1 protein-coding gene is annotated in these 25,575 nt (G+C 47.9%); it reads right to left on the reverse strand.

What is annotated here, in order from left to right; genetic code table 11:
- Complete coding sequence (locus tag RT717_RS09245; RefSeq protein ID WP_317491450.1) at window positions 1-25,296, reverse strand: lectin-like domain-containing protein; 25,296 nt, start codon at window positions 25,294-25,296, stop codon at window positions 1-3.
- Window positions 25,297-25,575 lie beyond the last annotated feature (279 nt).

Here is a 25,575-nt window from a genome sequence, read left to right on the forward strand (position 1 = left end):
TTATCTTACGAGCTCAAGATAGCCAGAAAGTGGATCAGTTCCATCACCTTTGTCGACGAGATAGAAATAGGTACCCGCAGGTAGCAGCCTGCTTCCCGCTACTATTCCCTTGTTACTGACACCGTCAAAGTATACATCGGTGTTATCGTAACCATCGTTTTCCCATACAATAGCTCCAGCTCTGTTGAATATCTTCACATTGTTGTTAGGGAACTGATCGATACAATCCATGATGAAGAAATCGTTCAGTCCATCGCCGTTGGCCGACACACCATTGTAGATCACGATATCCGCCCCAATAGTGAATTCCTGTGTCGCAGTACATCCATTGCCGTCCCAAATGGTCACCGAATAATCACCAAATGTTGCTTCAAACAGACCACCTTCAAATGTAGTGTTACCAGTGGCTAAGTGAGTCCAAACGACGCTGTCCAGCTCTACAGGCTCAGGGAATACCAGCAGAGCAACCCCTGTTGGCACCAGACACTGCGAGTCTTGTACATCCACTACGAACTGTGGCTCTGTGCGGGCATCGCTGATCGATATTCTTGACTCTTCAGATACGCAACCTGTCAGAAGATCGGTAGCGATTACAATGTACTCCACCGTTTCACCTTCTCTTCCCAGTCCTTTAGGGTCGAAGCCGGTGTAGATGATTGTGTTAGTGTCCGTTGCTTCGTACCATTCGAACCTGTAGTTACCAATATTACCTTCCACGGTTGCCCTTGCCTCACCATTAGGTGCTGCGCAGCTTGTCATGTTGCTCACAAGTGTAAGGGTAGGATTCGATGGTGGAACAGTCTGATCAGTTACCTCCACGGTTTGGGTTGACTGGCAACCAGTCGTAGAGTTAGTTACCCGCAGGGTGTAAGGGCCGGCGGCCAAGTTGTTCACAATCGGGCCGTCAAAAATCTTAGCAGCTGGGTCAGCCAGACTTCCAATATACCATTCGAAAGTGTGACCAGTTACAGTGCCATTGGCGAGTGAAGCTGTCAATTCACCATTTGGTCTGTCTTGGTAGCAGATGGTCAGAGGTTGTGTCTCCTTGACAACAATGGCCGGAATGCTGGTGGCATCCTCAACCAAAACCTGTATCGGGGCAGTTGCACAAAGCGGATCCTGTCTGTTGAAAACCATCAAGGTGTATATCCCGCTATTTAAGCCTTCCCATGCCTGGCCCTCGTAGTCAAACACATCGAATGACGGAGGTACTTGTCCCGCATTCCATACAAATTTGTAATCGGATGAGGCCTTACCAAACGGTATGTTAATAAGGTTGGCTGCGACGACTCCATCAAACGGTGCAAGACACTTGTCGTTGCTGGTTGCAGTGATCGTGACTTCCAGCGGGTTGATTGACTCATCTGTGATACGGTACACTTTCGACTGACTGCACCCTGTAGTATTGTTGACAACTAGCACCGTATACTGGCCGGCGGCAATGTTCAACAATTGGGGGTTGTTTGCAACCAAAGGAGTTCCTGTAGCACTAGACCCTCTAAACCAGCTAAACGTATATGCACCAGTATCCTGAGATCCGTCAGCCGACACAGAAATGGCCCCATTCGGAATGGCAGGGTTACAGTTGGTCTGTAACACCATATCCACAAGGGAGATAACTGGCGGCACTGATTCATCCGGTACTTCCACTTCTACATATGACAACATAGCGCAGTTGGTGGTGTTATGAATAACTTCTATGAAATGCTGCCCTGCAGCAACACCAGTAAACGTTCCGTCGGTGGATGTTTGTATGGCCACTGCCCCATCAGCCGGATCTTGATCGTACAACGAATAAGTGTAGTCGGTCAATGAGCCTGGCGAGATTGCGCTAATTTCAATTGTGCCATCGGCTGGACTACAGTTGGTCATGGCCGTAATAACGATATCAGCTGAATCAATTTCTGCCATCCATGGTTCACTGGCTAAGTCAAATTCGGCTAGTGAATTACAACCTGTCAAAAGGTTCCTTACCGAGACGGTGTACAAGCCAGCTGTCAGGTTAGAAATTGTTGACGTAGTTGCGATGCTATTGGCTGCAACTGCCCCTGAGCCTGTGAACCATTCGAAAGTATAATTGGGGTTGGTATCATCATTTGAATTATCAACCGTTGCTGAAAGTATACCTGAAGGTGTTCCGCCAGTACAGCTTTGATCAGCAGCTACTTGATCAATCAAAATATCGGGATAAACGATGTCGGCATTATAAACGGGAAACTCTCCCGTTACCGACATGGTACATCCGGTTGTGATATGCTCCACCTGCACAGAATACAATGTCCACAGAGTAGGGTCAAGCGATCCGCCCTCAAGATTACTGATCATATTTTCCGAGCCCCCGGCCGGAGTAATGCTGCCGTTAGGGCCCGACCACGTGAAGGTAAAGTTTGTCAGTAGATTGTTCACACCACCAACTGTATAGACAACTCCATTGAATGTCACTTCAGAAATTGTAACTGATCCATTAGGGTCACAGGTAGTTTGATGCACTACACTACTTGACGTGATCAATACATTTTCAGTCTCAGTTGGCACGTCGATATCCTGAGTGAGCACACATCCCGTACGGTTATTTGTAGCGGTGAGTGTATAAACCCCACTAGCCAGTCCGGTATAAGAGGCAGCATTGTTGCCGGTTGTTGAAGTTTCGATGATGGTGGTACCACCACTGTTTTTCAGTACCAATACATAGCCAGTTGCTTCAGGCGTTCCGTCAACTTCTGTTACAACAACGCTGATCTCGCCTACGCCGAAGGACGTATCGCAGCCTTTATCAGAGACTACTGACACCTGAGCCGCAGGGACGGTGCTGAAGTCTTCTATGGAGAACTTGATAAAGGCGGATTCACAACCGAGCGTGCTTTCAGCTTGCAGGTAGTATGTGCCCGGCGCAAGGCCTGTTCCTGTTGTTGTGAAGTAGTCATATGAAGGACTAGCAACTGCGCCCAACGCAATCGGTGCCCCAGTATTAGGAGATCCACTGTTGTCAGGATACAAGCTCCACGTGTAGTTAGAAAGTGTCGCACCAATGCCAGTCGACACAATGTCGTCGTCGTCTAATCTAAACGAACCATTCACACCAACGCACAGTGTTGAGTGAGTCAACTGTGAGGCAGGAAGCACGAATGAAGGAGCAGTAAGCTGCTCAAACACCTGAAAGGTTTCTACTGTTTCACAGCCTGAACCTGGCGTTTGCTCAATCATAACAGTGTAGAAACCTGCGGCCAGGTTGCTTGCGATGTAGGGGTCAGCGCTGCTACCAGAACCAGTAACCGTTGTTGATCCTGTGATGTTAGCCCCAGAGGTATTTTGCCCGCTATACCAAGTTAGAACGTAAGCCAAACCATCTGCTCCATTTGTTTCTGCAACAAACTGAATGCTTCCATTCTCAACATCGCAGCTTGTATCCGGGGTGATAGTTGACGAAGCGATTATTGGCAGCACTGTATCGTCATCAATGTCAATTGGATAGAAAGCTGAGGCACAAAGGAAGGTCTTGTGTGTTGCCACTACGTAGTAGCGACCGGCGGGCAATTGCACTGCCGCCAGGCTGGCGGTGGTCAATGTTCCAGGTACCTGAAGTGCAAACGACGAATTATACAACTGGAAGGTGTAGCTGGCATCAATCGCTGCGAGTCCATTAACTGTCGCATTGTCCGCAGGGTTGCCGGAGCTTGTTATTGTTACGAAGTCCGTCGTGCCGTTGAAGAAAACGGAGCCATTGTCTACATCACAAGACGTATCATCAGCGCTGCTTGCCTGCAGGGTGATCACAACCGGTACGTATTGAAGGTTGAAAGTGGCCGTAGCAGCGCAGTTCAAGCCGGTAGTCGTGTTGTCGGTTACCCTTACCCAATACATTCCATCCTCCAAACCAACTTGTTGATTCGAGCCACCGGCTGCAGGGCCTACTGTGGCAACTGGATTCGATATGTCATTTATAGCTCCTTTGAACCACTGATACGTGTAGTTGCCGCCGTCATTGTTGGTGACAGCAACAGTCAGCCTGCCATCGAAGCTAGCTGGGTCACAGAAAGTATTTGGTCTGTTTTGAGTTATCGTAAGCGTTGGCTTTACCGAAACATCAGTAATAATGACCTGACGGAAGTTAGACGTACAACCTGAACCAGATGTGCTAGTGGCTTGCACGTAGTAAGTTCCGCTTGGCAAACTGCTTACTACATTTCCTGCGAAGGTATAGGTGCCAGAAATGTCGTTAAAGGCATTATTGAAAAGTTTGAAGGTGTAGCCACCAGTTCCATTCGATGCACTATTTAAGAATACATCGTTCACGGTGATTGTTCCGTTCTGCGCAGGGTTACAATCCTGAGAATTGGTTTTCGTGATGTCGGCGGCACGAATGAGCACCTGGTCTGGAGCGTCTTGCACTTCGACCACTATTTGGTCGGAGCAACCGACACCTGCTGTAGCAGCTGCTTGTGCAGTGACCACGACGGTGTAGAATCCTGCACTCAGTCCGGTAGCGGAGAACATGTTTACGCCACTGATGCCAGGCATCGCCACACTAGGTGCTGCAGTACCCACACCACTGAACCACTGGAAGTCGTATTTGGCTTCGTCACCGTCGCCGTTGGTAACTGATATAGTCACCGTACCATTTCCACCAGTACAGAAGTTATCAGCAGTGATAACACTTCCCATGGTTGGCTCTATACCATCCAAACCGACGGTTATCTGAGCAGTAGCCGACACACAACCGGATGATTTATCGGTAATGGTGATGTTGTACGTATCAGGTGCCAGGTTGGTGATGATGAAAGGATCCACCACGCCAGGGTTGTAAGTCTGGTCATCGGCCGCAGTAGCCACGCCATCGATAACGATGGTATAATCACTCATGTCGTTACCTAAAGACCCTGATATGTCAGCCAGGTCAATGGTGATAGTACCATTATCAGGGGCTGTACAGTCCGTAGCCGGGGTAGCGACCACATCTGCCACTGCTAAAGTGACGGGGGTGAAGTTCGAAGTCAGCGTGATTTTTTCAGTGACAGCACAATTATCATTATTAGGTGTATTGTCAGTCACCCGTACCCAATAGTCGCCTTCAGCTATGCCAGAGATGACCGACTGTTGCGCACCGTCTACTGACGTAGCAGGTGTAATAGTGATGTTAGAGCCAGCAAACAGCAGTCCGTTAGTAAGAGCAGTACTGGCACCAACATTATTTTGTGGACCTTTGAACCATTCTACGTCGTAATTACCATCCAGGTCACCGGTAGCGACAGTCACGGTGAGTGAGCCATTGGCATTACCAGCGACAGCGGGATCGCAAATGGTGTTAGCTGTAGTTTGCACCAGTGTGAGGGTAGGGCTTGTGGCCAAATCATCGATAACAAACTGCACGGCAGGGGAAGAACATCCCGGAGCAATGACACTAGCGCCGCTGTAAGAGGCTGTCAGGTAGTATGTGCCTGGAGCCAGAGCAGTAAATGAAGTTGCTACGTTGCCAGTAGTAGAAGATACACTAGTAGTAAGTGCTGGATCGCTGAATATCTCATAAGTGACATTTACATCATTTGTAGCCTGTGCAGTTGTTCCATCTTCCACAGAAGTTATAGTCAATCCAGTGATGTTGATCGAGCCATTGTCAGGTGAACAATCGAGCACGTCTGTTTTATTACCAGCTACCGCAATTTCATAAGGATCATCCACCACTTCGACCACTATTTGGTCGGAGCAACCGACACCTGCTGTAGCAGCTGCTTGTGCAGTGACCACGACGGTGTAGAATCCTGCACTCAGTCCGGTAGCGGAGAACATGTTTACGCCACTGATGCCAGGCATCGCCACACTAGGTGCTGCAGTACCCACACCACTGAACCACTGGAAGTCGTATTTGGCTTCGTCACCGTCGCCGTTGGTAACTGATATAGTCACCGTACCATTTCCACCAGTACAGAAGTTATCAGCAGTGATAACACTTCCCATGGTTGGCTCTATACCATCCAAACCGACGGTTATCTGAGCAGTAGCCGACACACAACCGGATGATTTATCGGTAATGGTGATGTTGTACGTATCAGGTGCCAGGTTGGTGATGATGAAAGGATCCACCACGCCAGGGTTGTAAGTCTGGTCATCGGCCGCAGTAGCCACGCCATCGATAACGATGGTATAATCACTCATGTCGTTACCTAAAGACCCTGATATGTCAGCCAGGTCAATGGTGATAGTACCATTATCAGGGGCTGTACAGTCCGTAGCCGGGGTAGCGACCACATCTGCCACTGCTAAAGTGACGGGGGTGAAGTTCGAAGTCAGCGTGATTTTTTCAGTGACAGCACAATTATCATTATTAGGTGTATTGTCAGTCACCCGTACCCAATAGTCGCCTTCAGCTATGCCAGAGATGACCGACTGTTGCGCACCGTCTACTGACGTAGCAGGTGTAATAGTGATGTTAGAGCCAGCAAACAGCAGTCCGTTAGTAAGAGCAGTACTGGCACCAACATTATTTTGTGGACCTTTGAACCATTCTACGTCGTAATTACCATCCAGGTCACCGGTAGCGACAGTCACGGTGAGTGAGCCATTGGCATTACCAGCGACAGCGGGATCGCAAATGGTGTTAGCTGTAGTTTGCACCAGTGTGAGGGTAGGGCTTGTGGCCAAATCATCGATAACAAACTGCACGGCAGGGGAAGAACATCCCGGAGCAATGACACTAGCGCCGCTGTAAGAGGCTGTCAGGTAGTATGTGCCTGGAGCCAGAGCAGTAAATGAAGTTGCTACGTTGCCAGTAGTAGAAGATACACTAGTAGTAAGTGCTGGATCGCTGAATATCTCATAAGTGACATTTACATCATTTGTAGCCTGTGCAGTTGTTCCATCTTCCACAGAAGTTATAGTCAATCCAGTGATGTTGATCGAGCCATTGTCAGGTGAACAATCGAGCACGTCTGTTTTATTACCAGCTACCGCAATTTCATAAGGATCATCCACCACTTCGACCACTATTTGGTCGGAGCAACCGACACCTGCTGTAGCAGCTGCTTGTGCAGTGACCACGACGGTGTAGAATCCTGCACTCAGTCCGGTAGCGGAGAACATGTTTACGCCACTGATGCCAGGCATCGCCACACTAGGTGCTGCAGTACCCACACCACTGAACCACTGGAAGTCGTATTTGGCTTCGTCACCGTCGCCGTTGGTAACTGATATAGTCACCGTACCATTTCCACCAGTACAGAAGTTATCAGCAGTGATAACACTTCCCATGGTTGGCTCTATACCATCCAAACCGACGGTTATCTGAGCAGTAGCCGACACACAACCGGATGATTTATCGGTAATGGTGATGTTGTACGTATCAGGTGCCAGGTTGGTGATGATGAAAGGATCCACCACGCCAGGGTTGTAAGTCTGGTCATCGGCCGCAGTAGCCACGCCATCGATAACGATGGTATAATCACTCATGTCGTTACCTAAAGACCCTGATATGTCAGCCAGGTCAATGGTGATAGTACCATTATCAGGGGCTGTACAGTCCGTAGCCGGGGTAGCGACCACATCTGCCACTGCTAAAGTGACGGGGGTGAAGTTCGAAGTCAGCGTGATTTTTTCAGTGACAGCACAATTATCATTATTAGGTGTATTGTCAGTCACCCGTACCCAATAGTCGCCTTCAGCTATGCCAGAGATGACCGACTGTTGCGCACCGTCTACTGACGTAGCAGGTGTAATAGTGATGTTAGAGCCAGCAAACAGCAGTCCGTTAGTAAGAGCAGTACTGGCACCAACATTATTTTGTGGACCTTTGAACCATTCTACGTCGTAATTACCATCCAGGTCACCGGTAGCGACAGTCACGGTGAGTGAGCCATTGGCATTACCAGCGACAGCGGGATCGCAAATGGTGTTAGCTGTAGTTTGCACCAGTGTGAGGGTAGGGCTTGTGGCCAAATCATCGATAACAAACTGCACGGCAGGGGAAGAACATCCCGGAGCAATGACACTAGCGCCGCTGTAAGAGGCTGTCAGGTAGTATGTGCCTGGAGCCAGAGCAGTAAATGAAGTTGCTACGTTGCCAGTAGTAGAAGATACACTAGTAGTAAGTGCTGGATCGCTGAATATCTCATAAGTGACATTTACATCATTTGTAGCCTGTGCAGTTGTTCCATCTTCCACAGAAGTTATAGTCAATCCAGTGATGTTGATCGAGCCATTGTCAGGTGAACAATCGAGCACGTCTGTTTTATTACCAGCTACCGCAATTTCATAAGGATCATCCACCACTTCGACCACTATTTGGTCGGAGCAACCGACACCTGCTGTAGCAGCTGCTTGTGCAGTGACCACGACGGTGTAGAATCCTGCACTCAGTCCGGTAGCGGAGAACATGTTTACGCCACTGATGCCAGGCATCGCCACACTAGGTGCTGCAGTACCCACACCACTGAACCACTGGAAGTCGTATTTGGCTTCGTCACCGTCGCCGTTGGTAACTGATATAGTCACCGTACCATTTCCACCAGTACAGAAGTTATCAGCAGTGATAACACTTCCCATGGTTGGCTCTATACCATCCAAACCGACGGTTATCTGAGCAGTAGCCGACACACAACCGGATGATTTATCGGTAATGGTGATGTTGTACGTATCAGGTGCCAGGTTGGTGATGATGAAAGGATCCACCACGCCAGGGTTGTAAGTCTGGTCATCGGCCGCAGTAGCCACGCCATCGATAACGATGGTATAATCACTCATGTCGTTACCTAAAGACCCTGATATGTCAGCCAGGTCAATGGTGATAGTACCATTATCAGGGGCTGTACAGTCCGTAGCCGGGGTAGCGACCACATCTGCCACTGCTAAAGTGACGGGGGTGAAGTTCGAAGTCAGCGTGATTTTTTCAGTGACAGCACAATTATCATTATTAGGTGTATTGTCAGTCACCCGTACCCAATAGTCGCCTTCAGCTATGCCAGAGATGACCGACTGTTGCGCACCGTCTACTGACGTAGCAGGTGTAATAGTGATGTTAGAGCCAGCAAACAGCAGTCCGTTAGTAAGAGCAGTACTGGCACCAACATTATTTTGTGGACCTTTGAACCATTCTACGTCGTAATTACCATCCAGGTCACCGGTAGCGACAGTCACGGTGAGTGAGCCATTGGCATTACCAGCGACAGCGGGATCGCAAATGGTGTTAGCTGTAGTTTGCACCAGTGTGAGGGTAGGGCTGACCGCATCATCTGTAATAATCACCTGAAGCAAGTTAGAAGAACAACCGCTGCCGGTATTGCTCCTTGCTTCTACAAAGTAGGTTGCGGGAGAAAGAGAAGAAACGATCGCTGTGCCGTTGAAAGCAGAAGCTACAGGAATTTCAGTTACTCCATCGCTTTGATACAAATGGAAAGTGTAGTTGGCAAGGGCGTCACTAGACGTGTTGCGAAGAACATCTGTCACCTCAATTCGCCCATTATCAGGCGTACAGTTAGTTGCATTTGTTACGTCAACAATAGTAGTATTAAGCTCTATTTCATCAGGGTTGTCAAGCACTTCTACGATGACCTGATCAAAGCAACCACGACCTAAGCCATCATTGGCAGCCACGTCATTTGCAGTGACAACCACAGTGTAGAAACCAGGCGCTAAACCTGTTCTTTCGTCAAAGCCAAAACCGAGACCAGCAACACCCACGCCTGATTGATCAGGTGCTCCGGCACTACCAGATTGCTGGTCGTACCAATCAAAGGTGTAATTAGCGGGGTCGTAATAGCCGCCGAGAGGGTTTTGAACCGAAATCGTAATCGCTCCATTTCCAACTGTGCCACCACTGGTATCGCAGAACCTGTTGGCACTGTTTGTTGTGACTTCAATGATTGGTTCAGTTGGAGAAGACTGAACAGTCGCTTGATAGATTGACGAAACACAACCAGTGGTTTTGTCAATTATGGTTAAATCATAAGTGTCAGCTGAAAGGCTAGTGATGACAAAAGGGTCAACGGCCGCTGGATCATATGTTTGGTCATCAGTTATATCTATGTCATTTATGCCATTGATAATGATTCGGTAATCACTCATGTCGTTACCTAAAGACCCTGATATATCAGCTAGGTCTATGGTGATAGTGCCATTGTCGGGGTTAGCACAGTCTGTCACAGGCGTGGTGGCTACATTGGCAATGTCTAAACTAACAGGAGTAATGTTAGAGGCAAGCGCAAAACCACCAACCGCTGTACAGCCTAAATTTCCAGTAGTAACATCTGTCACTTGCACCCAGTAGTTCCCTTGTTCAACAAAGCTTAGAACTGAGGTTCTGGTTCCGGTTTCGTCAATATCAAGAGTAGAACCGTTGATGATCATAGCATCAACCAGGGCAGTACTCGCTCCGGTATTGCCAGTGGGTCCTTTGTACCATTGAAAAGTATAATTATCGTCAGCGTCGCCAGTGACGGTTGCAGTTAGCTGACCGTCTGCTTCAAGGGCGCCAAATGTGGGGTCGCAAATGGTGTTTGCCTGGTTTTGGACGATATCCACCGTAGGATTGCTACTGATATCGCTGATTGTGAAGGCTTTTTGCGCTGAGAAACATTGACTCGCTGGATTGAGGATTTCAATCAAATAGTTGCCAGCAGAAAGCCCACTGATGGTTAGGTTGTCTCCAGCATCTTCGGCGTCGCTTGCAACTAATGTAGTTCCATCAGTTTGGTAGATGTTGATGGTGTGAACATCAATAGCAGTTACATCGCCTGGTGAAGAGAATGTCTGAGCGGAATTTGTGGACGTATTATATAGATCAACGCTGGTCAGGGTTAATGATCCATTATCTGGCGTACAGTCTGGGTTGTCGACGATGCTAAATGAAAAGTCGATTATGTCATTCAAATTGTCTTCGATTGTTTCGGTTACGAAGCTAAAGCATCCGAAACCGGGAGCACTGTTATCAGTTACTTTCAGGGTATACGTTCCTGCAGATAAACCTGAAATTTGTGTTTCTGTTCCTGCAGGTGTTTCTGTGCCAGCAAAAAGCGTCGTGCTTGTTACATCTCCAACATACCAGTCATAATTAAAATCAACAACCGAACCACCAAGATCTACTGTGATCTCACCGTTATTGGTTGTGCAATTTGTATTATTCGTAGTGGAATTGACCGTCAAAATAGGCAGGATAGTGGCATCGACCACAGTCACAGGGAATGCAGTGGATTCACATGAAAGCGAGTTTTCAACAACAACCTCATAATCGCCGTTCTCAAGAGCTGTAAACTGGTCGGTGGCTCCATTGGAGGCAATTGGCCCAGCTATTGCGGTAGCTCCACCGACTTTATACAGATACGCATTAAAGCCAGGAGTTGTGTTCCATGCGGTTGCTCCGACGCTATTTACATCAACAGTATTGACAGTGATAGTTCCATTGAATGGGGTAGTACAATTGGTGTTATCTGTAGGAGTTGCAATAACCTCAATCGCATCCGGTTTGCTTTGTACCTCGAACGTATACGTTGCCGTACAGGCATCGGCGCTGCCGGTCGGTGTTGTTCCGTTAGTAATCAATACCGTATACGACCCAGCAGGCAGGTTGGTGATCTCATGACCATTGTTTACTGCAGCAGTGGCGGTAGTTCCGAGGGCGGGCGATGATGTGGAAGTGCCTTCGAACCATTGATAGGTGTAGTCGGTGCTTATTGTGGCATCGTCAAGCCCATCGCTGATAGGTGCGCCAGCGCCATCAAGAATCATACGATTGATTTGCTTGATATTAATTGCGCCAGTGGAGTTCGCCGCAATTCCGTTACAATTTGGATCTTCCGTAATCGTTACGTAGTTGGCATCAGACTCGTCAATATACAACTCAAAGAACCTGTCTTCTATTTCAAATACTACCGACGGCGACAAACAGAAAAGTGCACCTTCCTGCGCAGCCATCACTGTATATTCTCCGGCTGTCAATCCGTTAAATACATAAGTATTTTGAATGTCATCAAAGCCGGCACCGGTAGTTCCGAAACCAAAGTCCGCCTGCGTTTGGCCAACGACGGTGCCTTCAATAGCCTGAATGTCAGTTGGTCGGCCTTCTGCAACAGTCCATAAGCCGGCACGGGTCACACCAGTAATCGTGTGGGTATTGATCCCGTCACTGATTGTATTTCCGGTTGTAATAGTGGTGATATCGCCTCCAGTGTAGTCAAGTGTCAATTCGAGGCCGCTGATTGCGTCTATCTCGGCAGTTGCGGAACCGCCATTGATGGTCATGTTATCATTTACAGCAAACCCCGTGGCGTCATCAACTGTCAGTACAATTTCAGTTTCAGGTTGAGTGATGGTAGTTGACGGAAATAGGAATACCTGATAGTTTTGATGACTATCAAGCGTGTTTTCTCCATCGACCAACGTGAGTGTTACACTAACTTGCCCAGTAGCACCTCCCTGACCGCCTGTAACTCCGTTTGAATTGTCGCCAGACACGATGGCAGATCCTTCGTATGGTTGGCAGTTTGTGCTGTGGTTGGTAACTGTAGGGACAGCTAAATCTAATCTTGGAGCCCCAATATATGGCAAGAAGAATTCATGTTCATCTACGCAACCCGTGCCCTGATCGGTCACTTCTATGATGTATTTACCATTGATAAAACCAGTGTTAAGGAAGTATGTAGTTGACCCTGGATCCGAGTCGGCAACAGTAACATCCGGACTTACCGCAGCCACAGAGATACCGGATTGTGTAATCATTACCGTTCCATCATCCTTAAGTATACGTATGTCTACTATACCCGTGCTGCCAGTAATGTCAAACTCGAACTCACCTGCGTCAGAGTCGCAATCGCCCGGCGCTGAGTTAATAGTAAGACTTACCAGTGTGACAGCCGAGCGTGTCATTGCCTTGCTCATTAAGCTGGACACACATCCAGTCTCCTTATCCTGAATTTTTACATAATACAGACCTTCAGGAAGATTTGAAGCAACGCCTGCCACTGAGACATCTCCCCCAATAGTGGTCACGCTTGTTGTTTGATCATCCGTAAACCAAGACCAGATGTATTCTGAGGCTGCCTTTGGAGCAGGAGTTCCCGTAAGGATGCCATCCGGATTATTACAATCCGTTACATCTTGCGTAACAGCAACTGTAAGGGTAGGTGAGGCAGGTACCGAAGACCCAACCACAAATTGCATATCCCTGAAGCATCCTGTGGCAGAATTAGTTACCCGAACTGAATAAGTTCCGGGAGAAACGTTATCCAACACATCATCTATTCCATCATCGGAACTGTTATTATTGTCGGTTGTGACATTTCCGGCTGCCATAGTAGCAGTGCCGCCAGTATGCCACTCAAAAGTATAGCCTGCCGGATTATTACCAGCAACGCCATCAGGATCAATGTCAATTTTTCCGTTAGGGAAGTTGGTGTTGTCACAACTTAGCGAGGCGGTTATTGCGAAATTACCTGCCACCACCGGCTTTGCAGTATTATCGCCTATCGTAAATGAGACCGGCGAAGAAACGCAACCTGTGGCAGTGTTTTTTGCTCTCACTTGATAACTACCTGCATTTAAGTCGTTGTTGATTGCTGTTGTAATACCAGGAATGAGAGCACCAGCACTTGTGAACCATTCAAATGTATAGTTGCCAAGTGCATCACCTGCTCCGTCATTATTTACAGTTAGCACCTCGAATTCTCCATCGTAGCCATCCGGGTCAGACGAAGGATTACAAATCGTATTGTCTTTGTTTTTTTGTGTTGTGGCAATGGTAATGATTGGTTGGTCGGTGAGGATGGACACTTCCTGTTTGAATACACACCCTGTTCCGGCACCTCCGTCATTGTCGTTAATTTCAACATAATATGTGCCTGCTGAGAGCCCTGTTACTGTTGCAAGAGTTGGGTCAGTCGGAACAGATCCATTCCCGGGGTTTACTCCTGTGGCAAGGGCTACGGCAGTTCCTGACGAGATCGTTCCATAGTACCATTTGTAAGTAACTGTTCCACCAGTCCAAACGAAGTTTGATGTCACCTGACCATTTGGCGTTGAAGTACAAGAGGTATTGTTCACTCCTGTTACTGTGTTTGTTGTTGGCACTGGACTAGCGTTTCCGATAGTGAACTGTTTGAGTGCAGAAGGACATCCCAGGTTGTTATCTACTCTGATGAAGTAAGTACCAGGCGTCAGGTCGGTAGCCTTAGGGAAAAGAACAGCAGTCGGGTTGATGTCAAAAGCTTTCAGGTCAGTAGTACCATCGCTTTGCACGACAGTGAAAGTGTACCCTGAAGTTTTAAGTGTTTCAAAACCACTGGCAGTATTTGTCAGCACTCCATTCACGGAGATAGAAGTAAGTTCTATGGCTCCATTAGAAGGCGTACACTGATCAGATGGTGTTGCTGTAGAAGCATTGATGACGATAGTAGCAGGGTTGTCGGCAATGGTTTGGTTAGCATCGACCCGGCACGACTCAGAAGGCGTGGCACTGTCAACAACTCTTACCCAGAATACGTCACCAGCAGTGTTGGCAGGCAATGCTGACAGCACGTTACCAGTGAAACCACCATTGTTGCCAATAGCGACAGTAGCGCCATTGTAAGTAGTTCCGTTAGGTAGGGCAGTGGCAGCGCCAGTATTGCCGATGTTGGCAGCCGTAGACACATACCATGTGAAAGTATAGTTAAAGTCTGTACCGCCGTTGTTGGTCACAGCCGCAGTCAATGAGCCATTTGCGGATGTTCCTCCATTACAGCTGGTGTTGTCTACTTTGGTGATGCTGACAATCGGTGTCACCGATGTGTTAGCTATTGTGAAAGGAATAGAAGCAGAGCTACAATTTGAAGAAGTGCGCTTAACGACTACCGAGTAGTTTCCGACAGCAAGTCCTATTATGGAAGCAGTGGTAGAGGCAGCTTGAATAACAGCTCCACTATTGTTGAAGAATTCGTAGGTGTAGTCAGCCAGTGCCGCTACTGCACTTCCGTTTTCGGTAACAGAAGTAATAGTGTAAGAACCGTTGTCCAAGCCGGTATTACAGTCAGATGCACCTACGTTGTCGGCAACAACCGCAATGGTAGGCTTGCTGAGTGTTACTGTGGTAGTGGCTACCTGAGAACATCCCAGGCCAGGCCCGCTGGTGTCAGTTACCCTAACTGTATACTGTCCGGCCGCTACTCCTGTTAGAGTAGCAGTTATGGCAGAAGCGTTTGTTCCGGCAGCAATGATATTACCAGCTACAGCACTTGTGCCTGTATACCACTGGTAGCTGTAATCAGTGCTTCCTCCAGCGTTTGTAACGTTCACAGTGGCTGAACCATTCACGCCTGTACCGCCTGCACAAATAGTTGAAGGAGCGGCTTCAGAGGCACTGAGTACCGGTGCCACACTAGTATTCCCGATAGTGAACTGTTTGAGCGCCGAAGGACATCCCAGGTTGTTATCTACTCTGATGAAGTAAGTACCAGGCGTCAGGTCGGTAGCCTTAGGGAAAAGAACAGCAGTCGGGTTGATGTCAAAAGCTTTCAGGTCAGTAGTACCATCGCTTTGCACGACAGTGAAAGTGTACCCTGAAGTTTTAAGTGTTTCAAAACCACTGGCAGTATTTGTCAGCACTCCATTCACGGAGATAGAAGTAAGTTCTATGGCTCCATTAGAAGGCGTACACTGATCAGATGGTGTTGCTGTAGAAGCATTGATGACGATAGTAGCAGGGTTGTCGGCAATGGTTTGGTTAGCGTCGACCCGGCACGACTCAGAAGGCGTGGCACTGTCAACAACTCTTACCCAGAATACGTCACCAGCAGTGTTGGCAGGCAATGCTGACAGCACGTTACCAGTGAAACCACCATTGTTGCCAATAGCGACAGTAGCGCCATTGTAAGTAGTTCCGTTAGGTAGGGCAGTGGCAGCGCCAGTATTGCCGATGTTGGCAGCCGTAGACACATACCATGTGAAAGTATAGTTAAAGTCTGTACCGCCGTTGTTGGTCACAGCCGCAGTCAATGAGCCATTTGCGGATGTTCCTCCATTACAGCTGGTGTTGTCTACTTTGGTGATGCTGACAATCGGTGTCACCGATGTGTTAGCTATTGTGAAAGGAATAGAAGCAGAGCTACAATTTGAAGAAGTACGCTTAACGACTACCGAGTAGTTTCCGACAGCAAGTCCTGTTATGGAAGCAGTGGTAGAGGCAGCTTGAATAACAGCTCCACCATTGTTGAAGAATTCGTAGGTGTAGTCAGCCAGTGCCGCTACTGCACTTCCGTTTTCGGTAACAGAAGTAATAGTGTAAGAACCGTTGTCCAAGCCAGTATTACAGTCAGATGCACCTACATTGGTGGCAACAACCGCAATGGTAGGCTTGCTGAGTGTTACTGTGGTAGTGGCTACCTGAGAACATCCCAGGCCAGGCCCGCTGGTGTCAGTTACCCTAACTGTATACTGTCCGGCCGCTACTCCTGTTAGAGTAGCAGTTATGGCAGAAGCGTTTGTTCCGGCAGCAATGATATTACCAGCTACAGCACTTGTGCCTGTATACCACTGGTAGCTGTAATCAGTGCTTCCTCCAGCGTTTGTAACGTTCACAGTGGCTGAACCATTCACGCCTGTACCGCCTGCACAAATAGTTGAAGGAGCGGCTTCAGAGGCACTGAGTACCGGTGCCACACTAGTATTCCCGATAGTGAACTGTTTGAGCGCCGAAGGACATCCCAGGTTGTTATCTACTCTGATGAAGTAAGTACCAGGCGTCAGGTCAGTAGCCTTAGGGAAAAGAACAGCAGTTGGGTTGATGTCAAAAGCTTTCAGGTCAGTAGTACCATCGCTTTGCACGACAGTGAAAGTGTACCCTGAAGTTTTAAGTGTTTCAAAACCACTGGCAGTATTTGTCAGCACTCCATTCACGGAGATAGAAGTAAGTTCTATGGCTCCATTAGAAGGCGTACACTGATCAGATGGTGTTGCTGTAGAAGCATTGATGACGATAGTAGCAGGGTTGTCGGCAATGGTTTGGTTAGCATCGACCCGGCACGACTCAGAAGGCGTGGCACTGTCAACAACTCTTACCCAGAATACGTCACCAGCAGTGTTGGCAGGCAATGCTGACAGCACGTTACCAGTGAAACCACCATTGTTGCCAATAGCGACAGTAGCGCCATTGTAAGTAGTTCCGTTAGGTAGGGCAGTGGCAGCGCCAGTATTGCCGATGTTGGCAGCCGTAGACACATACCATGTGAAAGTATAGTTAAAGTCTGTACCGCCGTTGTTGGTCACAGCCGCAGTCAATGAGCCATTTGCGGATGTTCCTCCATTACAGCTGGTGTTGTCTACTTTGGTGATGCTGACAATCGGTGTCACCGATGTGTTAGCTATTGTGAAAGGAATAGAAGCAGAGCTACAATTTGAAGAAGTACGCTTAACGACTACCGAGTAGTTTCCGACAGCAAGTCCTGTTATGGAAGCAGTGGTAGAGGCAGCTTGAATAACAGCTCCACCATTGTTGAAGAATTCGTAGGTGTAGTCAGCCAGTGCCGCTACTGCACTTCCGTTTTCGGTAACAGAAGTAATAGTGTAAGAACCGTTGTCCAAGCCAGTATTACAGTCAGATGCACCTACATTGGTGGCAACAACCGCAATGGTAGGCTTGCTGAGTGTTACTGTGGTAGTGGCTACCTGAGAACATCCCAGGCCAGGCCCGCTGGTGTCAGTTACCCTAACTGTATACTGTCCGGCCGCTACTCCTGTTAGAGTAGCAGTTATGGCAGAAGCGTTTGTTCCGGCAGCAATGATATTACCAGCTACAGCACTTGTGCCTGTATACCACTGATAGCTGTAATCAGTGCTTCCTCCAGCGTTTGTAACGTTCACAGTGGCTGAACCATTCACGCCTGTACCGCCTGCACAAATAGTTGAAGGAGCGGCTTCAGAGGCACTGAGTACCGGTGCCACACTAGTATTCCCGATAGTGAACTGTTTGAGCGCCGAAGGACATCCCAGGTTGTTATCTACTCTGATGAAGTAAGTACCAGGCGTCAGGTCGGTAGCCTTAGGGAAAAGAACAGCAGTTGGGTTGATGTCAAAAGCTTTCAGGTCAGTAGTACCATCGCTTTGCACGACAGTGAAAGTGTACCCTGAAGTTTTAAGTGTTTCAAAACCACTGGCAGTATTTGTCAGCACTCCATTCACGGAGATAGAAGTAAGTTCTATGGCTCCATTAGAAGGCGTACACTGATCAGATGGTGTTGCTGTAGAAGCATTGATGACGATAGTAGCAGGGTTGTCGGCAATGGTTTGGTTAGCATCGACCCGGCACGACTCAGAAGGCGTGGCACTGTCAACAACTCTTACCCAGAATACGTCACCAGCAGTGTTGGCAGGCAATGCTGACAGCACGTTACCAGTGAAACCACCATTGTTGCCAATAGCGACAGTAGCGCCATTGTAAGTAGTTCCGTTAGGTAGGGCAGTGGCAGCGCCAGTATTGCCGATGTTGGCAGCCGTAGACACATACCATGTGAAAGTATAGTTAAAGTCTGTACCGCCGTTGTTGGTCACAGCCGCAGTCAATGAGCCATTTGCGGATGCTCCTCCATTACAGCTGGTGTTGTCTACTTTGGTGATGCTGACAATCGGTGTCACCGATGTGTTAGCTATTGTGAAAGGAATAGAAGCAGAGCTACAATTTGAAGAAGTGCGCTTAACGACTACCGAGTAGTTTCCGACAGCAAGTCCTGTTATGGAAGCAGTGGTAGAGGCAGCTTGAATAACAGCTCCACCATTGTTGAAGAATTCGTAGGTGTAGTCAGCCAGTGCCGCTACTGCACTTCCGTTTTCGGTAACAGAAGTAATAGTGTAAGAACCGTTGTCCAAGCCAGTATTACAGTCAGATGCACCTACATTGGTGGCAACAACCGCAATGGTAGGCTTGCTGAGTGTTACTGTGGTAGTGGCTACCTGAGAACATCCCAGGCCAGGCCCGCTGGTGTCAGTTACCCTAACTGTATACTGTCCGGCCGCTACTCCTGTTAGAGTAGCAGTTATGGCAGAAGCGTTTGTTCCGGCAGCAATGATATTACCAGCTACAGCACTTGTGCCTGTATACCACTGATAGCTGTAATCAGTGCTTCCTCCAGCGTTTGTAACGTTCACAGTGGCTGAACCATTCACGCCTGTACCGCCTGCACAAATAGTTGAAGGAGCGGCTTCAGAGGCACTGAGTACCGGTGCCACACTAGTATTCCCGATAGTGAACTGTTTGAGCGCCGAAGGACATCCCAGGTTGTTATCTACTCTGATGAAGTAAGTACCAGGCGTCAGGTCAGTAGCCTTAGGGAAAAGAACAGCAGTTGGGTTGATGTCAAAAGCTTTCAGGTCAGTAGTACCATCGCTTTGCACGACAGTGAAAGTGTACCCTGAAGTTTTAAGTGTTTCAAAACCACTGGCAGTATTTGTCAGCACTCCATTCACGGAGATAGAAGTAAGTTCTATGGCTCCATTAGAAGGCGTACACTGATCAGATGGTGTTGCTGTAGAAGCATTGATGACGATAGTAGCAGGGTTGTCGGCAATGGTTTGGTTAGCATCGACCCGGCACGACTCAGAAGGCGTGGCACTGTCAACAACTCTTACCCAGAATACGTCACCAGCAGTGTTGGCAGGCAATGCTGACAGCACGTTACCAGTGAAACCACCATTGTTGCCAATAGCGACAGTAGCGCCATTGTAAGTAGTTCCGTTAGGTAGGGCAGTGGCAGCGCCAGTATTGCCGATGTTGGCAGCCGTAGACACATACCATGTGAAAGTATAGTTAAAGTCTGTACCGCCGTTGTTGGTCACAGCCGCAGTCAATGAGCCATTTGCGGATGCTCCTCCATTACAGCTGGTGTTGTCTACTTTGGTGATGCTGACAATCGGTGTCACCGATGTGTTAGCTATTGTGAAAGGAATAGAAGCAGAGCTACAATTTGAAGAAGTGCGCTTAACGACTACCGAGTAGTTTCCGACAGCAAGTCCTGTTATGGAAGCAGTGGTAGAGGCAGCTTGAATAACAGCTCCACCATTGTTGAAGAATTCGTAGGTGTAGTCAGCCAGTGCCGCTACTGCACTTCCGTTTTCGGTAACAGAAGTAATAGTGTAAGAACCGTTGTCCAAGCCAGTATTACAGTCAGATGCACCTACATTGGTGGCAACAACCGCAATGGTAGGAGCAGCGGCTGTAATTTCCACAGTCTCCGTGTTAAAACATCCAGCTCCTGTGGAGGCATTGTCTGTTACCAACACAGTGTAGAACCCGGCCGCAACGCCCGTCAATGTAGCTGTTGCCGCTGAAGTGTTAAGCACCGGATCGATTGGAGTTGAGGTGTCAGTTCCTGTATGCCACTTATAAGTGTAGGCAGTGCTACCGCCAGCGTTGGTTACAGTTACTGTAGCTTCTCCATCGCCACCAGTTCCACCTGGGCAAATAGTAGAAGGCTGATCTTCTGTGATCGACAGCGTAGGCGATACCGCATTGTCGGCAAGGTCAAACTGCAACGCTTCAGAATCACAGCTGGAAGATTTGTGGGTGATGACTACATAGTAAGTGCCGGGCATCAAACCACCGAAAGTCGTAGAACCATCGGTGTCTGAGTCAGTGATATCGGCGTTGGATGCATCCTGCAATGTGAGATTATAGCTCGCCAGGATAGTGGCTTCTGAATTGGCTACTACAGGCGCCCCGGAAGTTGTTATGGAGGCACTGGTAATCGTGATACTGCCATTGCCGGAGCAGTCCTCCGAGTCGGCCTTGGTTCCGGCTCCGTCTATGTCAGCCAAAACCTGGGAGACAGAGGAAGTAAGCACCTGCACACAACCTGTCGATTGGTTGGTAACTCTTACGGTATAGGTACCAACAGCTAAATTATCTACCTGGCGGTTCGTTGTAATTACAGCACCGCTGACTGTTCCTCCGGCATACCATTGGAAAGTATAGCCAACTCCAAGCTGAGGAGTACCGCTTACAGTTACGTCAGCACTTAGTGAACCATTGTTAGGGACATCGCAATTTGTTTGATCAGAAAGCTTAGTTACTACAATATTGGGTGGTACCTGATTGTTGACGATGCTGATCACCAGTGGGTCAGAAACGCAACCAGTAGCCGTATTGGTGGCAACAACAGTATAGGATAAACCTCCGTTTAAACCTGTGATAGTGCGTGAGGCTGCACCTGACACTGCACCACTGTTGTCTCCATTATTTAGTTGAGTTCCTCCGGTGCCAGTGCCGATGTACCAAACAAACGTGTAGCCGGAATAGTCGGCCACTGCACTGCCATTGAACGACAGGTCAACGGTCGCTCCCCCGTTAAACTGGTTAGTATTGCAAAAAGTGTTGGGGTTTTTAGTGTTGAGTGTAGCGATAGGCTTAACGGGCGTGCTATTCACCACATAAGTGAGCGTATTAATACAGCCTGTAGACTGATTGGTGACCTTAACAGTGTAAGATCCCGCAACCTTGTCAATAAGTGTCGGAGTGCTGCTCAAGATAGTTCCCGTGGCAGTCGATCCTGCATACCAGGCAAAATCGTAGCCAACGGTGATACCCGCAGTGCCGTTCTCTGTAACCGATGCCGAAAGATCTGCTGTTCCCGAACCATTACAACTTATTGCCGGCGAGTCTTCAGAAATAGCAATGTCTGGAAGAGTAGTTTGGTTGGCCACCGTCATGGTTAGCTGTGACGTACAGCCATTACCACCCTGGGCAGGGTCGCTTGTGGCAACTACAGTATATTGACCACCCGCAAGACCAGTTACTTCGTTGTTGTTAATGCCGGGGTTTGAGCCGTTACCGGGATCTGAATTAGTAAGGGCTGTAGCCGTGGTCGCTCCGTAGTACCACTTAAAAGTATACCCGGTCGTTGTTCCTGACACACCATCGTCCATTACCACTCTCAGTCTACCATCAGCTGCCGTGCAGCCAGAGTTGGGTTCATTAACGACATTAGAAATCAAGAACTCGGGATAGTTGATGGTGCCGTTGGGAACCGTAAAAGTGATGTTGTTGGTGTTAACACACATTGAGGTGGTGTTGGTTATCACCACCGTATATGTGCCACCTAAAAGTCCGTTGACATTGGCTGTGCAAGTAGCACCCAATGCCAACCCTTTACATACCTCAGTTTGTGTGATATATGGAGTGCCACTAACCGTGCTTCCCTTGTAGATTTCAATTTTGTATCCATTTTCCGGTGTGATGCCGGTTTGGGTTGTTACGTCAAACTTCACTGATCCATTGCCAACAGTACAGCCAGTGTTGCTGCCTGTGACCGCAACCGCTCCGGAAAGATTTGGCTCATCTCTGGTTTGTTGAATCTGAAGGCCATTAAAAATTACGGAACAACCTGTGGTAAGATCAGTTGCTTTAATTGTATAGTTGCCAGCTTCAAGAGCAGGGAAGTTTCCGGTGCTATTGGTCGCTTGTATCTGGCCCGTAGCATTGTTTCCGGTAAAGAGGTCAAATTTGTATCCCCCTGCCGAAGCAACTCCTCCAGTCGTTACTGTTCCCGATGCATCAATGGCTCCATTTTTTGGATCTGCTCCTGAGTTGGGGCAGGCCCTTCTTGGAGTCACAAATGCATTGCCATTATATGCAGGATCCACCGTTCCGCTGGCTACCGTAAGCAATTTCGTATTGCTGCAACCAGAAGCTGTATGTGTCACCTTTACTGTGTACTGACCGCTGTTCAGCTGGAGTAGTTTGTTGCCACTTACAATTGAACCTGTTCCCGTAGTAGCGGTAATCTTGTTGGCATTAGAGGTGCTGTTACCATTATAGAAGGTAAATGTATAGCCTGCTGTGGCTCCAGAGGTGCCAAACACTTCTAATTGTCCATTATATGGTACAACACATCTTGTGTTTGACGTAGAATTGGCGGTAATGGCTGGTGCGGAAGTATTATTCAGGATGGTTACTGTAACAGGTTCAGAAACACATCCGCTGGAGTTGATCGCCTGAACAGTATAGTCTCCGAAAGTTAGCCCTGTAACAGTGGCACCGGTATAGTCCTCAACAAGTTTGATGCTTGTACCCTCATACCACTTAAATGTAAAGCCCGCAGTGGCACCGCCAGATGACGCTGACACAGCTCCACTAAATAAATTTGCACAACTGGTAACATGAGACGTCACCTGGGCCTGTACTGATGGCGAAGCTAGTGTAGAAGTAACGGTTTCTTCCTCAACAGCCTGGCAACCACTCGTATTGTTGATGACTCGTACAGAATAGTTCTGCGCCTTGAGGTTAGTTGCCACCGGCCCTGTAGCAAAGCTTGATGTAAAGTCAACGCCCACGTACCATAGAAAGGTGTAACCAGTGGTGGTGGCAACACCATTTACGTCGACGTAGGCTTCAAGGGAACCATTGGGACTGCCACAATTCGTAACCGGTTGGAGCTGGTTTACTACTACAACCGGGGCTTCTGTTACCCTGTCAATCGTCACAGTAAGTGGTAGCGCATCGCAGCCATAGTCCGAAGTGGCCTGAACTGTGTAGGTTCCTTCAGCCATTGTATTGTAGGTAGCACCTGTATATACCAGATCAGCAGGGTTGGTATTCCCAGGAGTGCCGTTATACCATCTGAATGTGTATCCGGCAGTGATGTTAGATACACTCGGGGGGGCATCGCCAGTTACATGTATGTCATCAATATTGTAGTATTCACCATTATTATCGTTCTTAAATTCCACTATCACCTGCAAAGTGCTGCCAAGCTCCCCATTGGGAATTAGCTTGGCGGCCGAAGTGCTGCCGCCAGAAATATCGTCATTTTGACTAAAGAACTGCACCTTGGCATTACTACCGATTTTGTAGTAGGCCTTGATATAGTCTGAACTCTCCAGTTGCCCGATTTCCTGTATGCTAAGCTGGACTGTAACGTTTGAATACCCGGTTGTGGTAATGGCTCCCGATGTCCAGGTAAGTACATTGCCACCCGAGTCATTTACCTCAAATTTCTTATTGCCACTGTAGTTCACCACCTTGGCATAGTCGGCCGAGGTCGCACTTTTACTCCACGATGTCGTGCCATTGTCCACAGTAGCATCTGTTGCCAGCTCATTGAAGGTCTCTTTCCAAATAGAAACGCCATTATTGGCGACGACTCCGGAACCTACATAAGCAGCCGCTGATCCGTTGTCAGGAAGAGCGTCGTTGCAAAGTTCATTATCTGTTAGCTTGTCCAGGTTGAAGTTATAATCGACGCAGGTCACATCTATGTAGGCCCACTCCTGGGAACAAAGGCTGTAGCAACGGCCAACGGGCACGTCACATATTTGATATTGAACGGAGTCTCTTCCAGCAAAACCAACATTCGGGGTATACATAATATCCAACGTTGTGCCGTCAATGTATGATGACCCGTTGGCAGCTGATGTGACGATTGTAAAAGTCCAGAGGGAATCAAGGTCAGGATTCAGAACAATGTCATTATCTCTTACAGTTAATAATTTGCTGGTGTTTTGGGGAGTGGTATAAAAGTCTTCTGCTGTTAACGGAGGCTGTTGCCCACCACTTAAACATACGGTCTGCTCGTTTCTAGCTCCGCCAGTAGAACCCGTAAAACCATAATTCACGTTTGTAACACCACCGAAAACAGTAGTGATCATGTCTGCGGTATGTGAGATTCGCAGCTGCTCTTCCACATACATTTGTATTGTCTGAGTTCCGTCAGCGTTTGGTTGCCAAAGGATCACATAATCATAGCAGCTATTGTCTTCTATGTTTGCAAAGTCGGGATGTATTTGCGGAGTTTTAGTACTCTCTAGTTCATTGGTACGGGGGTCGCATATATTTCCATTGTATGATATTGCAGTATGATCGTACGAAGGATCGTCACCTGCGTCTCCGGGACATTCTGTATTCCGCCATGTATCGAATTCAACAGCCACAGATGGGAGAATTTTGTTAGCGAACTGATAGTCTCCAAAGCCTAATCCACCGCCCGCACGACCGGTTGCTTCAAAACCTCTGGGGTCTGTTTGCAACACGAAGCCAAATCCGTCAGCGCCACTGCCATCTTTGTCGCCAGCAAAAATGATGAAATCAAGCCTGAAGGGCTTAGTCAAATCTAGTTTGGTATTCCACCAAAGTCTGCCAAAACGATTGTTGGCATCTTCGGTAATCAAGTAACACCGCTGCGACAAGGAGTAGGCATCTCCCCGGGTGGTAAACCCGTCGTTGAAGTCGGGGATAAAGAATGATGAAGTGTTCGGCAGTGGGGCATTCAGCGTCTTCGGGAGCTGGGCCTTTACCTGAGATGTAAATGAAAGCAGTAGTAGGATAGCTACAGAAAAATGGGCTAGGCTGTGTCGTCTCATGGTATTTTTCGAAATCGTGGCGTTTCTCAAAACTGAAAATACTTATTCGGCTAAACTCAAAGGCTATAAAACTATAGTTTTTTAATTTGAGCGCTTTCCGTTCTTAGATTGTTAATACAATTTAAAGAAAAAGTGTAACCCATCTAAGAGTAAAAGAATTGAAAAATAATTTTTTGAAGAAAAAATGTAATGATTCTTATATGCATCAGGCATATATACTTGCAGATGATTGAAAGGATAATTTAACCGTCGAATATACACATAAAAGTTAAATATCAC

This window comes from Imperialibacter roseus (genome assembly GCF_032999765.1).
GTDB lineage: Bacteria > Bacteroidota > Bacteroidia > Cytophagales > Cyclobacteriaceae > Imperialibacter > Imperialibacter roseus.